The sequence below is a fragment of the Vibrio gallaecicus genome, from assembly GCF_024347495.1.
Taxonomy (GTDB): domain Bacteria; phylum Pseudomonadota; class Gammaproteobacteria; order Enterobacterales; family Vibrionaceae; genus Vibrio; species Vibrio gallaecicus.
The window spans coordinates 1485782-1499386 of record NZ_AP025490.1; the positions used below are offsets into that span (position 1 = coordinate 1485782).

A 13605-nucleotide genomic window follows, 5' to 3' on the forward strand; every position below is an offset into this window, starting at 1 on the left:
AAGCATTCAGATTGATTAACGATATGTATGGTTTTTAAGCTTAATGTCACAAATATCAATAAAATAAGGTGTTCATACATTTATAAATGAGAGGTCAGACCGTATTAAATTTTTGATTAAATCTAATCTTATGTTGATTTTAATCCAATCAAACAGAAGGTTATATGATAAATAGAATAATAACACTAAGTGGTATGGCGGTATTTCTCTCTGCCAGCGCACAAGCACAAATTCAAAATGGTAACTTTGAATCATGGGAAGGGAACACACCTGCAGGATGGTCGGTAATTGATTCTGGAGTTGCAGTATCACCAACTTCTGAACAAACTAAGAATGGTCAGTTAGCTGCAAAAGTGACAGTGAATACCGGCAGTCAAAGTAATACAGACTTCTTACAAACGGTGAATGTCGAGCAGGGTAAAACTTATAATTTCTCAGTAGGGGTTTACCATACTGAAGGAAATGTAAAAGCGAGATTGTATGTTGACGGTTACCAAGGCTACTCCAACAACGGAACAAAAAATCAATGGCAAGATGTTAGCTTTAGCTACTCTGCTACTGCAAATAAAGATATTCAAGTTGGTCTAAGGTTTTACGATGTATCCGGTTTTGATGGCTCAGAAGTCGTCTATGTAGATAATTTCCAGCCAACGGAAAGCATTACGCCGCCTGTTACCCCTGGAAGCTGTTCTGATACCAGTGTGACACTTACTTTAGTGACTGATGATTATGCGTCTGAAACAAGCTGGGCAGTAAAAACATCGGCAAACCACACTCTATACACTGGTCAAGATTACAGCAATAACACCACTAATAATGCCGAGATGTGTTTACCAAATGGTGATTACACCTTTGAAATTACCGATTCGTATGGCGACGGAATCTGCTGTACTGCGGGCAATGGATCATACAGCTTAGCAACTGCTAGCAAAACTCTTGCTTCAGGCGGTGAATTTAAATCAAATGAAATTGTAGCATTTTCAATTGGTGGTTCGACTACGCCACCTGTTACTCCACCAACGTCAGGCTTAGGTGAGTACTACAAAGCCGCTGAAGGTAAGACAGGGTATGAGCTTAAAACTGCGCTCTACAACATTATTAATAATCATAATGGACAAGGATACGGGGCAGTTTGGACGCTATTAAAAGATGCTGATATTGATACCTATTTTGAAAATGACGGTTCAATTTTAGATATGTACTCTGAAAAACCATCAGGTAATGACAGCGTACAATTTACAAAAGTCACTGATCAGTGTGGTCAATATCAAGCTGAAGGTGGTTGCTATAACCGTGAGCACTCATTCCCTAAAAGTTGGTTTGGCGGTAAAGTTGAGCCAATGAACTCTGACGGGCACCACTTATTTGCAACAGACGGCTATGTGAACTCTAAACGAAGTAACTGGCCATTTGGTGAGGTAGGTACAGCAACCTATACTTCAAGTAATGGATCTAAAGCAGGGAGCGCGGTTTCCTCTTTAGGTTATGCAGGTACTGTATTTGAACCTATTGATGAATTTAAAGGTGATTTCGCACGTGCGTATTTCTATATGGCTACTCGCTATGAAAACGAAATCGCGAGCTGGGAAGGAAACTCAACCAGTTCAGATGCTGTTTTAGATGGGACGAATACTACGGTATTTGAACCTTGGTTACTGGCGATGCTAAAACGCTGGCATACTGCTGACCCAGTTAGTCAGAAAGAACTAGACAGAAACCAAGCGGTTCAAGATTTCCAAGGAAACCGAAACCCATTCATCGATCATCCTGAATTAGTGACTTCAATTTGGGGTAACTAAACTGTGTTGATACAGAGTCGGTTATAGCTTTCATCAGTTAGAGCTGAAATCGAACATAGCTTTAATCAACTCTGTTTAATGCATATCGGGTGACTCGAATATAATAGCCCAAACTAGTTGGGCTATTTTTATGCGAGCTCATAAAGCGCGGGATTTATTTTGAGCCATAAGCCATAAGCCGTGTACTAGAAGCCTGTATAGCGAAGAAACATTGAATATAAAGTTAATACTTCGCATTAAGCCGTTTTAAGTGGTTCGGTTAAGATAGAAGAGACTTCTCTTCTTGCCGTTGAAGGCGTGCGATCTGCTTTACCTAAGCGGAATAGCATTTGAACTGTGTCTGACGGCTTGATACCAAAATGCTGTTTGAACTCAGATTGGATAGGCAACATATCTTGATACTCCTGCAAAATCTGACTCATAGGGTGTTGAGCAATGCCCAAAGCCGTCGCGGTAAGGTTAAATCGGCTGTAAAGACGGCCTAGTTCAACTTGGGTCTTTCGGCTGTTATCAGATGTCGATAGCCAAGCATAATGTTGAGTACTCGCAACGGCATTTTTAACTGACTTAACGCCTTCTTTACCAAACGAGGCGGGATCCGACTCTGCTTTGTCTCGGCTAATAAAAAAGTTTTGGGCGATTAACTTCTTAATGCCAGTTACGCCATTCTGCTCTAAGCCAAACCCATCCCGATACGTTGATATTTCCTGATCATTGAAGCGAAACATTGCGATGGTTTCTAAGCTTCTTTCTTTATTTTGCTCTTCTATCTCCATCGCGTTAACCAAATAGTTTGCCATAGCTTCGTTATCAGTCGGTGTGTCGATAAAGCGTAATGAAACATCGCTGTTCTCTATAACGGCTCGCAATGCGCTAATCTGGTTAGCGTTAAGTCTTTCATCGCGATAAGGCGTTTTTGTTGATTGACGAATCAGTAATTGAGCAAACAAAGGGTCTGGCTCTATTTGATCACTCTTTTCAAGTTTTATGTCGGCTACAGGCAGTGACGCAATACTTTGGTTGTCATATTCGCCTTCAGGGAAGTAATCAATGGTGGCTAGTATCCCGATTTGGCTGGCTGCAATCACAAGGCTTTCAATAAAGGTCCCTTGCCCGATATGAATTTGCCTATGAATAGGGTCGGTTTGTGGTAGTAATCGTTCTTGATCGACAAACAATCTGATCGTGTCTTTGCCTATGAATGCGACTTTCCAAGGCTGTTTGTTATGAGGGTTTGGGCAAAGCATGGCGTAACTGATCAGCGTTTTTCTTAAATCATCTTGCTGATGAGATGGTCTTAAAGGGCTTGGTGATCCATTAGTGAATTGAGTCATCATTAATGGCGTTGCCGCCAGAATGACTGAACCTGTACCAACGACTTTAATAAAGTTTCTTCTGTTCATGACTTTGCCTCTTCCCATTGATTTGCTAAAATACATTCCGTGGAATAAATATTATATTCCTGGGAATGTATTTTCAAGAGGTTTTATCCGTATGTCTCAAAATAAGCATCAGCTTGGAAGTAAGTTATTTATTTCTTTAGGAATTATTCATCAGTTAACTGACGCTTGGTTAGCCAAGGCTTTAGGACCACATAACCTTACACAGTCTCAATTTAATGTTTTGACGCATTTTTCACGTCATCCTGATCAAGCACAAACCGTTAGTCAGCTTTCCGATGTGATGCAAATGAATCAGCCTGGCTTAACAAAAGTAGTGAATAAATTGTTTGATATGGGGTTGGTCGATATTGAAAAAGATGCCGATGATGGTCGAAAGAAGTGGATTAAGATCAATCAATCGGGGTTAGAAAAAGTCAGTGTGGCTTATGCGAGTTTCTCGCCAATGATGGAGAGTTGCTTTGGTGGTTGGGAAGAAGAGGAAATGTCAGACACTTTGGAGAAAATCAATAAATTAAAAGGCTGGCTGGACTCTCATCGAGATTAAAGAGTCACAATTGGTTACTCAGAAGTTTAATGGCTAAAAATTTTGATAGCGCCAGTAATGAAAAAGCCCACGTGATGGTGAGTCACGGGGCCGTGTCATTGCTAAATACTTGTCATTAGCTAAATACTTGTTAGTTGCTACATATTAGTATGTGAAACATTAGTTGATGAAATACGCATGAGTAAGAGGCTATTTATGTTTCATTAAGCTGCTGTGTGTAGCTGAAAATTGCCCGTTAACGCATTGTAGAATTCACTGTTATCCAGAATACCGACTAACTGGTTGTTTTCTACTAGCAGGATAGGGTGATCACTCAGCTGTTTGAGTTTAATAGCATCACGCATACCAATCTCCGGGCTCGCGATGACAAGCGTTGAATTATCAATCGCAGTAAGGTCGTTTTCAGTTTCATTCCATTCAACCATAGTAAGCTCTGGTTGACCTTTAAGACTCAATTGACCTTGGTTTTGGTTAATCCATAAATCTTTAGAATCGCAGATCTTCCAGCTGTCATTTTCTTGCTTCAAAGACTGTAAAGGTTGCATTAATGAACGACCTTTTAATACGTTGAGTGGGTTAGTATGCGCCACAAAATCTTTTACGTATTCTGTCTTCGGTGTAAGAACAATCTCTTCAGGTTTACCGTGCTGAATCAGTTTTCCTGACTCCATAATGGCAATGTTGTTGCCAATCTTTAAGGCTTCATCCAGATCATGGCTAACGAATAGAATGGTTTTATTCAACTTACTTTGTAGTAGAAGCAGTTCATCTTGGAGTTGAGCTCTAATTAAAGGGTCAAGGGCTGAGAAAGGTTCATCCATTAATAGAATGTCGGTATCCATAGCAAAGGCTCGTGCAAGACCTACACGCTGCTGCATACCACCAGACAGTTCATGGGGATACTTCTTTTCCCATTCAGCAAGGCCAACCATTTCAATTTGTTCACGAGCTTTAGCACGTCGTTCATCTTTTGCGACCCCTTGCATTTCTAAACCAAATGCTACGTTATCAAGTACCGTCAACCAGGGCATGAGTGCGAATTTTTGGAAAACCATAGACACACGATGGGTACGCAAGTGGCGCAAAGTTGTTTCATCACACTGAGCTAGGTCAACTTGCTTATCGCCATCTTTAATTTCTAATTGGCCACGGCTTATTTCATTTAAACCATTAACAGCACGCAGTAAGCTCGATTTACCAGAACCCGATAAGCCCATCAACACACAGATTTCACCTTCTTGTACTGTTAGGGAAACATTATCTACCCCAACGACTTGGCCGGTTTCATCTATAATTTCTTGACGCGTTTTACCTTGGTCAAGCAGGTCTAGCGCTTTGTTTGGTTTGTCACCAAAGACCACATCTAGGTTGGTAATAGTAATGGCATCTACTGCTGGTTTATTTTCTTCTTGAGAAACCTTAGATTCTTGAGACATCATTACGCTTCCTTCTGGTTTGGAGTTTTACATAAGCGATCAAGAATGATTGCTACAAGAACAATGGCTAATCCAGCTTCAAAACCTTGCGAAATGTTTACAGTATTTAAAGCTCGCACTACCGGTTTACCAAGGCCGTCTGCACCGACAAGTGCCGCGATAACAACCATAGAAAGTGACAACATAATACATTGAGTTACGCCAGCCATAATGCTTGGTAAAGCCGCTGGAAGTTCTACTTTCAATAGTAATTTCATACGGCTAGCACCAAAGGCTTTTCCTGCTTCTATCAACTCTTCTGGTACTTTGGTTACGCCTAGATAAGTTAAGCGGATTGGTGCGGCAATCGCGAAAATAATGGTTGAAATAAGCCCCGGTACAATACCTAAACCAAACAATACCAGCGTTGGAATAAGGTAAACAAAGGTTGGTACAGTTTGCATTAAATCAAGTATGGGTCTTAACACGGTGTACAACCATGGTCGGTGCGCTGCCATGATGCCAACTGGAACTCCAATTAATACGGAAATCGTTGTCGCTGCAAATACGAGGACAAAGGTTTCCAGCATTTCTTGCCAGTAGCCGAGGTTTAAAATCGTCAACAAGGCCGCAATGATGAAAATAACCAATGAAGGCTTGCGGTGTAAGTACCACGCAATAGCTGCGGTGATTATTATTGGTAGAGCGGGTGGCATCCACTTAAAAACATCGACTAAAAATAGAATAATGGTTTCTAAAAAAATAGAGATGGCATCGAAGAAGCCTGCTGCGTTGATTGTTAACCAGTCAACACCAGCTTCCATCCATTGACCTACAGGGATCTTGTTGTCCGTAATAAAATTCACAATGTCGCCTTTTATTATTGGTTGGGCATACCCACTAAAATTAGCCTTTATCATTTTTTACTTACGTAATCTCTGACCTTCGACTTTCTAGTTGGTATTGCCCACCTTTCTTATTTGATTTTGATATGTTTAGTTAGAAATTTTTCTAATTTGATTCTGGTGTTATTACGCTTTTACTTGCTCTAAGTAGTCAGCTACTGCTTTTGTTGCTGCGTCACCTTGCAGTGATTTCACGTTTTCTAACCAAGCTTCAACTTGTTGTGGGTTTTTGTTCAACCATTGCTGTGCCGCTTTTTCTGGCTTCACATTTTGGTTAAGTATGGCTTCCATCAACTCGTTTTCCATTTCTAGGCTGAACGTTAGGTTTTTAAGAAGTTGACCTACGTTGTGACACTCTGAAACGTAGTTTTCACGTACGTTTGTGTAAACGTTAGCGCCGCCATAGTTAGGACCGAAGAAATCATCACCGCCAGATAGGTATTCCATTTCAACATTGCTGTTCATTGGGTGCGGTGCCCAACCTAGGTAAACGATCCATTGGTTACGACGAACAGCACGTGAAACTTGAGATACCATTCCTGCTTCACTTGATTCAACAAGGCTGAAGTCTTTAAGACCAAATGCGTCAGAGTCGATCATTGATTGGATTAAGCGGTTGCCATCGTTACCTGGTTCAATGCCGTAGATGCGGTCTTTAAATTTGTCTGCATGCTTAACCAGGTCATCAAAGCTTTTTACGCCAGCGTCATAGACGTACTTTGGTACTGCTAGTGTGTATTTTGCACCTTCAAGGTTAGCTTTTACGGTTTCTACTGTGCCTGCTTCACGGTACTTAGCGATATCGCCTTCCATAGTTGGCATCCAGTTGCCAAGGAAAACATCAATGTCGCCGTTTGCCATTGAAGAGTAAGTAACCGGAACTGAAAGAAGGTCGGTTTTTGTTTTGTAGCCCATGCCTTTTAGTAGCTCAGAAGTCACAGCTGTTGTTGCGGTGATATCTGTCCAACCTACATCTGCAAAGCGTACATTTTCACACTGTTGTGGCTCAAGGTTTTGGCTCGCAGAAGCGTTAAATGCGAATGAACTGATTGCTAATGTAGTAAGTGTCATCTTCGTTATAGACATAATAATTCCTTGTAATGAATCCTTTGGTTGCTCTTAAGAGCAATATTTCTGACTTTATGTGTCGCTATATTGTTTTTATATAAATGGTGTTTCTAATTTTACTGAGCCGATTATTCTTGCCTGAGCCTGAGCCTGAGCCTGAGCCTGAGCCTGAGCCTGAGCCTGAGCTAATTATCAAAACTAAGTCAGGCTATCGACTTCTCTTATCGGTTTACTGATTCGTTGATTTTCTTCCCATTCTGGAGCTATCCATACTGGTACTTCTTCTGTTTTTAATAACTCACTGCCTAAAATCATATCGGCTGCTCGTTCCGCTACCATGATGGTTGGCGCGTTGAGGTTTCCGTTTGGAATAGTAGGGAAAACAGAAGAATCTACGACTCGCAGTTGGCTTATTCCACGAACACGGCACTCTTCATCAAGCACAGCCATTGGGTCGGTGTCTGCGCCCATTTTGCAGCCGCAAGAAGGGTGGTAAGCACTTTCTACGTTTTGTTTAACCCACTCATCAATCGCTTCATCAGATGTGATGTTGATTCCCGGTTGAATTTCTTCACCACGGAATTTGTCCATTGCAGGTTGAGATAAAATCTCTCGTGTTAAACGAATGCAGTCACGCCAGTCTTGGCGATCTTGTTCGGTAGAAATGTAATTGAATACGATTTTTGGTTTTGCATGAGGATCAGCAGAAGTGATAGCAACGGTGCCTCGGCTTTCTGGTTTGTTTGGTCCAACATGCACTTGGAAACCATGACCATCAAAAGCAGCTTGACCGTCATAACGCATCGCCGCTGGCAAGAAGTGGTATTGGATATTTGGCCACTTTAGCCCTTTACGAGAACGAATGAACGCACAAGACTCAAAGTGATTGGTTGCCCCAAGACCTTTGCGCGTTAAAATCCACTCTGCGCCGATTATCCCTTTACTCACTAAACCAAGTTTACTGTTTAGAGTGATATCCTCTTTACAGTGGTATTGGAAATACACTTCTAAGTGATCTTGTAAATTTTCACCAACACCAGGAAGGTCATGCACGACTTCTACATTCGCAGCATCGAGCACGGCTTTTGGACCAATACCGGATAGTTGAAGAAGTTGAACAGAACCGATAGAGCCAGCACTTGAAATGACTTCTTTATTTGCGTGAACGGTTTGCACTTTGCCTGATTTTTCAAACTCAATTCCCACGGCTTTAGTCTCTTGGGAATCTTGTGTTTGAAGCAGAACCTTTCTTGCTACGATGCCTTTCATGAGGGTTAGGTTAGGACGCTTTAATGCGCGGCGAAGATACGCATTCGATGTTGAAGCTCGAACGCCTTTATCAACCGTCATATGCATAGGGCCAAAGCCTTCCTGCTGATAACCATTGTAGTCTTTGGTTTCTGGGTAACCCGCATCTTTACCCGCATCGATAAATGCTTGATAAAGTGGGTTTAACGCCATGTCGTTACCGTTACATGTCCCTAATGGACCATTGCCACCACGGTATTGATCTGCACCCTTGCTCCAAGTTTCGGCTTTACGGAAGTAAGGCAGGCAAGCTTGATAATTCCATCCTGTCGCGCCATTTTCCTCCCATTCATCGTAGTCACAGGCGTGACCTCGAACATAAACCATGCCATTTATTGAAGAACTGCCACCCAGTACTTTTCCGCGAGGGCAGTGAAGCTGTCTTCCATCAAGACCAGATTCTTGCTGCGTTTCAAATTGCCATGCGTACTTTTCAGTATTCATTGGGTAAGAAAGGGCTGTTGGCATTTGAATAAAAATGCTCTTGTCTGTTCCGCCAGCTTCCAATAATAAGACGCTGTGTTTACCGCTTTCCGTTAGCCTATCCGCTAGCACGCAGCCAGCCGAACCCGCACCGACGATAATATAATCGTAGCGTTGTTCCATGATGTATTCTCCGTGATGTCTAGCCTAGAACGCTAGATATTCGAATTTGAAATGAACTTTGAAAAATCATTGGGCAAAGTGAATTACCCAATGACGTTTGAAGCTATGATTAAGCGTAAGGGCTCGCGTAATCACCAAGTTCAATTAAAATACTTTTCGTTTGCGTATAATGCAGAAGAGTCTCTGGTCCGTTTTCACGACCAATACCTGAATCTTTATATCCTCCTACTGGCATTTCAGCAGGGGAGTCACCCCAAGTATTTACCCAACAAATACCTGCCTGCATTTGGTGGATAACGCGATGCGCGCGCGCGAGGTTTTGGGTGAATATGCCAGCAGCAAGCCCATATTTGGTGTCATTCGCTCTGCGGATCACTTCGTCTTCATCAGTAAATTTGAGTACCGACATGACAGGGCCGAAAATTTCTTGCTGAACGTGTGGCATGTTGTCTTCACAATCGGTGAATACCGTTGGTACAACAAAGTTGCCGCTTGCTAAACCACTCTCGGTCACTTGATAGCCACCAGTAAGAAGCGTTGCTCCAGACTGTTTTGCTTGCTCAATCGCTTCTAGAACTTTGCCTAGGTGCTCTTTAGATATCAACGCACCAATCTGGGTGTCCATATCCATAGGCTGACCAACAATGAGTTTTTCAGTTCGAGTTTTTAGTTGGCTTATGAATTGGTCATAAATTGAATCATGAACAAACACTCGCGTACCATTGGTACACACTTCACCCTGAGTGTAGAAGTTAGCAACCATAGCCGCTGAAACTGCATCGTCTAGCTTTGCGTCATCAAAAACGACCATTGGTGATTTTCCACCAAGTTCCATCGTCACTGACTTAAGTGTTTTTGCACTGTCTGCCATTACGGCTTTGCCAGTGCCTGTTTCACCTGTGAAAGATACTTTTGCTATGTCTGGATGCGCAGTCAGCATTTGCCCAACTCTATAGTCACCTTGAACTACATTGAATACACCATCAGGTAGCCCTGCTTCAGTGAATATTTCAGCAAGCTTGAGGGCGGAAAGAGGGGTTTCTTCAGAAGGTTTGAAAATCATGGCGTTACCAGCTGCCAGAGCTGGTGCTGATTTCCACATTGCAATTTGGATAGGGTAGTTCCATGCGCCAATGCCAGCACAAATTCCTAGAGGTTCACGTCGAGTATAGAAGAATTGGCTCTCACCTAGAGGTTGCTGGTCACCTTGCATTGCAGGTACTAGGCCTGCGAAATATTCGATAACGTCTGCACCTGATGCAACATCCACTTCGATGGCTTCTTGCAAAGGCTTCCCTGTGTCTGCAACTTCAAGGGCTGCAAGCTCATCGTTTCGTGCTCTAAGTATCTCTACTGCTTTCAGTAAGATTCGGCTTCGTTCGATGGGTGCCATTGCTGACCAAATCGCAAAACCTTGCTTAGCTGATTCGATAGCGAGCTCAAGATCTTGTTGGGAGGCTTGCCCCAGAGTTGCAATAACTTCTCCGTTTGCAGGATTAATGCTAGAGAAAGTTTCTCCAGAAGTTGCCTGAGTATTTTTACCGGCGATGTATAACGAGTTCATTTCCATTTGAGAGTCTGACTTAGTAATTATTATTAGTGGTTATTGAGTGTTTGTGACTGTGTCTTTCGGTTATTTGAGTATGCTTTCTAGCTCAGCTATTACGGCTAGTTATGTTGCTGGCGTAAAAAGTCAGCTGCTTATCAAGATAATCGTTGATGATGGCATGGGCTTTATTGGCATCAATGCCTTCAGGGTTAAGCGTACCCCGCAGCCAAATGCCATCAATGAGTGATGCAATTCCGTGGGCGACTAATTCAGCTTGCTCAGGAGATAACATGGATTTCAGTTCAATTTTTAGGTGAGATAACAAGCGCTTTTCATTAACTCTTTGTAAACGTTTTAATTTTTCGTCATGCATCGAATAAGACCAAAACGCTAACCAAGTTTTAGCCACTTGATTCTCAGCTTGATACCCCTCGAAATTACCATTGATGATGGCGTTAATACGTTGTTGATGAGCGTCAACAGGAAGAGCTTTTAGCTGAGTGGTGATGGTATTAGATAGCTGCCTTAGGATCTCACGCATGGTTTCTTCCAGCAGACCGTGCTTACCACCGAAGTAGTGATTGATTATCCCTGTGGAAACTCCAGCCTCTTTACTGATCAGAGCGATGCTTGCGGCGTGTAACCCAACGCGATCAATCACTGCCATTGTCGCTTTTACAAGCTGCGGTTTCCTTATGTCAGGCATCCCAACTTTGGGCATTAAAAAGTCCTTTTATTTTTTATTGAACGTTCAGTTAATTATAAAATGACAGGTATTTAGTTAGAGTTCAAATCATTATTTTTGTAATATTAGCCGGGAAAGGTTGTTGCTATAGTGTTAACTTCTTTTAATACAATAAGTTAGGTTTGATTTGGTTCTTTGCATAAAAAACTGAAAGGTTTGAGGTGTGATGTTTATTGCTCGAATGAATTGAGCAATTGCAATCAGTAAGTTAGTTAGTAAGTGTTGATTGTCGCGAGATGGAGGTGGACGCAGTGAGTTGAAGTGGAGAAGGTGGTTTTTGGATATTTATCCTGATAACCCATTTATATTTCTAATAGGCTTTGAAACCTTAATGTATCAATTAATTAACATTTAACCATAAAGGGTTATGCTTATGATTTATAAAATAAAGACAAACCTTCCATGTTTAAATAAATCATGTTGTTTATTTTATATATAAATATATATAGTCAAAAAAATGCCACCCAATGCCCCCCTCTGTTAGTAATTAATTATATTGTTAAATTTGTCATTATAGATATGAGATAATATATATCATAAGCATGTCTTCCTAACCATTTATTCAACTCAAGTTGTTGATTTTATTGCTTTATTTTATTTTTTAGCTTGTTTCGTTTAACATTTTTATTTGTGCTCTAAAAGTAACAAAAAGTGATCATTGTAATACTATTTAATCTTTTATTACTTTGGTTTACAAAAACTATTGAATATCACTCGCCAAAAAACCAACATGCGCTTGATGTTATTAAGCAAGTTGTGCTTGCGATATTTATAATAAATAAGGAAAGAAGGTATGTTTACAACGTTATTTGTTAAAACAAAGGTTGCTCTAGAAAACTACAAAAATGATGAGCAAGGTGTAACTGCAATTGAATATGGTTTGATCGCAGCTGCTGTTGCAGGTGTAATTGCTCTTAGTTTTTCTGGAACTAATGGTGGCATTGCGCAAGCATTAACTGATGTCTTCGAAACAATTCGTGTAGCTTTAGGTGGCGCAGTTACCCCACCTTAATTACCATGTTAAATTATCTTGAGTGGCTAATAATTTTAGCCGCTCTGTTTATTTATGTTAGTGCGACTGATGTGATGTGGAGGTCTATTTCTAATTTAGCCTGCTTAGCTATATCTTCTGGTTTCTTTCTCTACGTTATTGAAACAGGAAGTTGGCTTAATATTGTACATAGCGTGCTGATATTAGGAATTGGTATTATTCTTAGCCAGTTAAAACTATTAGCTGGTGGTGATACCAAGTTATTTGCAGCGTACTCATTTGCGATACCAAGTGCTCACCTACTTAATACCATAATTTTAATCTTGTTAATTGGCGGGGTTGTTAGTGTTATCTATCTGTTATGGGTAAAGCTGGGGAAAAAAACGAATCGCGGCGTGCCTTACGGAATTGCAATTAGTTTAGGCTCATCTTTAGGAATATTAGCTTCCATTTAGGAATCCAATGAAAAAAACTCTGACCCTGGCTATCGCAGTTTTGGCTATTCTTTTCGGTTTGTATGGCTTAGCTGGTAATTTAGCAAGTGATAAAACACAAGTAACTAAAGAAGCAGAGAAACCAGTAGAACCCCGAATTGTTATTTGGCGTTTGAATCAACCTGTAAAATCTTCCCAAATAGTTGAACGTAAACACTTTTCAGTAAGCAAACTACCTGAAGGTGAAGCGAACTCATTAGGGGTTTTGGTTGATGTAGAGCTGAACTTTGACAAAGGTGCTGTTTACCAGGCTGACTTGAGCGCTGAAAGTGTCTTTTTCAAAGAGTCTATTATCAACCCCTCTGATGATGGTTATGTTGACTTAACAATAGCTGATAACCGCGTGCCTTATGCTATTAAAGTAACGCCAGAATCAGTAGTGGGTGGTGTTATTACCCATGGTTCTATGATTGATATTTTATCGCTTTCTTTACCTTCAACTTATTCTCTGGAAGCTTCCGAAACGTCATCAAGTCGTAAGCGTAATATGTTTGTTACCCCTGTATTAATGAACGTAAAAGTACTTAAAGTAGATAAGAAAGCCATTATTGGTACGCGTAATCAAGCTGATACAACAGAAGTCAGTTTGATTTTAGAACTGACCAGAAAGCAGGTCGCGACATTAACCGTTGCAAAAAGAATTTCAGAAATTGAAGTGCATAAATCAATTGGCGAATATAAAAAATCAGATTTACATGCTGATGCTGGCGATGTCCTGAACAATTTTAAGTCAGTTGTAGAATATCGTGCTGAAAAAGTCACCATTAATTAGAGACAA

General features: G+C 41.0%; 12 protein-coding genes. 5 read left to right on the forward strand and 7 right to left on the reverse strand.

The features are described from left to right. The first annotated feature begins 164 nt into the window (after positions 1-164). A complete protein-coding gene (locus tag OCU78_RS06590) occupies positions 165-1799 on the forward strand; it encodes an endonuclease (RefSeq protein ID WP_137372747.1) in 1635 nt (544 codons plus the stop codon). Positions 1800-2035: 236 nt separating this feature from the next. Here the strand turns inward: OCU78_RS06590 and OCU78_RS06595 are convergent, their stop codons facing one another. Then, on the reverse strand, positions 2036-3202 hold the full coding sequence (locus tag OCU78_RS06595) for an Acg family FMN-binding oxidoreductase (protein ID WP_180033677.1): 1167 nt from the start codon (positions 3200-3202) through the stop codon (positions 2036-2038). On the opposite strand from OCU78_RS06595, the gene OCU78_RS06600 reads away from it, so the two are divergent. Next, complete coding sequence (locus OCU78_RS06600; RefSeq protein WP_240701710.1) at positions 3201-3746, forward strand: MarR family winged helix-turn-helix transcriptional regulator; 546 nt, start codon at positions 3201-3203, stop codon at positions 3744-3746. The two genes, OCU78_RS06595 and OCU78_RS06600, sit on opposite strands and share 2 nt — an antisense overlap. A gap of 203 nt (positions 3747-3949) precedes the next feature. Here the strand turns inward: OCU78_RS06600 and choV are convergent, their stop codons facing one another. The 6 genes from choV to betI all read right to left on the reverse strand — a co-directional run bounded on the left by choV (position 3950) and on the right by betI (position 11318). Then, positions 3950-5185, reverse strand: a complete 1236-nt coding sequence (gene choV, locus OCU78_RS06605) for a choline ABC transporter ATP-binding protein (RefSeq protein WP_373367620.1) — start codon at positions 5183-5185, stop codon at positions 3950-3952. Further along, positions 5185-6027: a choline ABC transporter permease subunit gene (gene choW / locus OCU78_RS06610; RefSeq protein ID WP_137372748.1), complete on the reverse strand. Its 843-nt coding sequence runs from the start codon at positions 6025-6027 to the stop codon at positions 5185-5187. The genes choV and choW overlap by 1 nt, the downstream gene beginning before the upstream one ends. 165 nt (positions 6028-6192) lie before the next feature. Further along, positions 6193-7152, reverse strand: coding sequence for a choline ABC transporter substrate-binding protein (locus OCU78_RS06615; protein ID WP_137372749.1), 960 nt, complete (start codon positions 7150-7152; stop codon positions 6193-6195). A 180-nt stretch (positions 7153-7332) separates the two neighbouring features. Continuing rightward, positions 7333-9048, reverse strand: coding sequence for a choline dehydrogenase (gene betA, locus OCU78_RS06620; RefSeq protein ID WP_137372750.1), 1716 nt, complete (start codon positions 9046-9048; stop codon positions 7333-7335). Between the two features lie 109 nt (positions 9049-9157). Continuing rightward, positions 9158-10618 carry a betaine-aldehyde dehydrogenase gene (gene betB, locus OCU78_RS06625; RefSeq protein WP_137372751.1) on the reverse strand — a complete coding sequence of 487 codons (1461 nt, stop codon included), beginning with the start codon at positions 10616-10618 and terminating at the stop codon, positions 9158-9160. An 85-nt stretch (positions 10619-10703) separates the two neighbouring features. After that, a complete protein-coding gene (betI, locus tag OCU78_RS06630) occupies positions 10704-11318 on the reverse strand; it encodes a transcriptional regulator BetI (RefSeq protein ID WP_137372752.1) in 615 nt (204 codons plus the stop codon). An 817-nt stretch (positions 11319-12135) separates the two neighbouring features. On the opposite strand from betI, the gene OCU78_RS06635 reads away from it, so the two are divergent. From OCU78_RS06635 to cpaB, 3 genes are read left to right on the forward strand one after another with little or no spacing between them, the layout of a single operon-like run. Continuing rightward, entirely contained in the window at positions 12136-12354 is a 219-nt protein-coding gene (locus OCU78_RS06635; RefSeq protein WP_137372753.1) for a Flp family type IVb pilin, read from the forward strand. A gap of 5 nt (positions 12355-12359) precedes the next feature. After that, a complete protein-coding gene (locus tag OCU78_RS06640; protein ID WP_137372754.1) occupies positions 12360-12788 on the forward strand; it encodes a prepilin peptidase in 429 nt (142 codons plus the stop codon). A gap of 7 nt (positions 12789-12795) precedes the next feature. After that, positions 12796-13599, forward strand: a complete 804-nt coding sequence (cpaB, locus tag OCU78_RS06645) for a Flp pilus assembly protein CpaB (RefSeq protein ID WP_137372755.1) — start codon at positions 12796-12798, stop codon at positions 13597-13599. The last annotated feature ends 6 nt before the right edge of the window (positions 13600-13605 follow it).

Coding starts and splice junctions, on each gene's coding strand:
- OCU78_RS06590 (WP_137372747.1), top strand. CDS start 165: ATGATAAATAGAATAATAACACTAAGTGGTATGGCGGTATTTCTCTCT.
- OCU78_RS06600 (WP_240701710.1), top strand. CDS start 3,201: ATGACTTTGCCTCTTCCCATTGATTTGCTAAAATACATTCCGTGGAAT.
- cpaB (WP_137372755.1), top strand. CDS start 12,796: ATGAAAAAAACTCTGACCCTGGCTATCGCAGTTTTGGCTATTCTTTTC.
- OCU78_RS06640 (WP_137372754.1), top strand. CDS start 12,360: ATGTTAAATTATCTTGAGTGGCTAATAATTTTAGCCGCTCTGTTTATT.
- choV (WP_373367620.1), bottom strand. CDS start 5,185: ATGATGTCTCAAGAATCTAAGGTTTCTCAAGAAGAAAATAAACCAGCA.
- betI (WP_137372752.1), bottom strand. CDS start 11,318: ATGCCCAAAGTTGGGATGCCTGACATAAGGAAACCGCAGCTTGTAAAA.
- OCU78_RS06595 (WP_180033677.1), bottom strand. CDS start 3,202: ATGAACAGAAGAAACTTTATTAAAGTCGTTGGTACAGGTTCAGTCATT.
- betB (WP_137372751.1), bottom strand. CDS start 10,618: ATGGAAATGAACTCGTTATACATCGCCGGTAAAAATACTCAGGCAACT.
- OCU78_RS06615 (WP_137372749.1), bottom strand. CDS start 7,152: ATGTCTATAACGAAGATGACACTTACTACATTAGCAATCAGTTCATTC.
- OCU78_RS06635 (WP_137372753.1), top strand. CDS start 12,136: ATGTTTACAACGTTATTTGTTAAAACAAAGGTTGCTCTAGAAAACTAC.
- betA (WP_137372750.1), bottom strand. CDS start 9,048: ATGGAACAACGCTACGATTATATTATCGTCGGTGCGGGTTCGGCTGGC.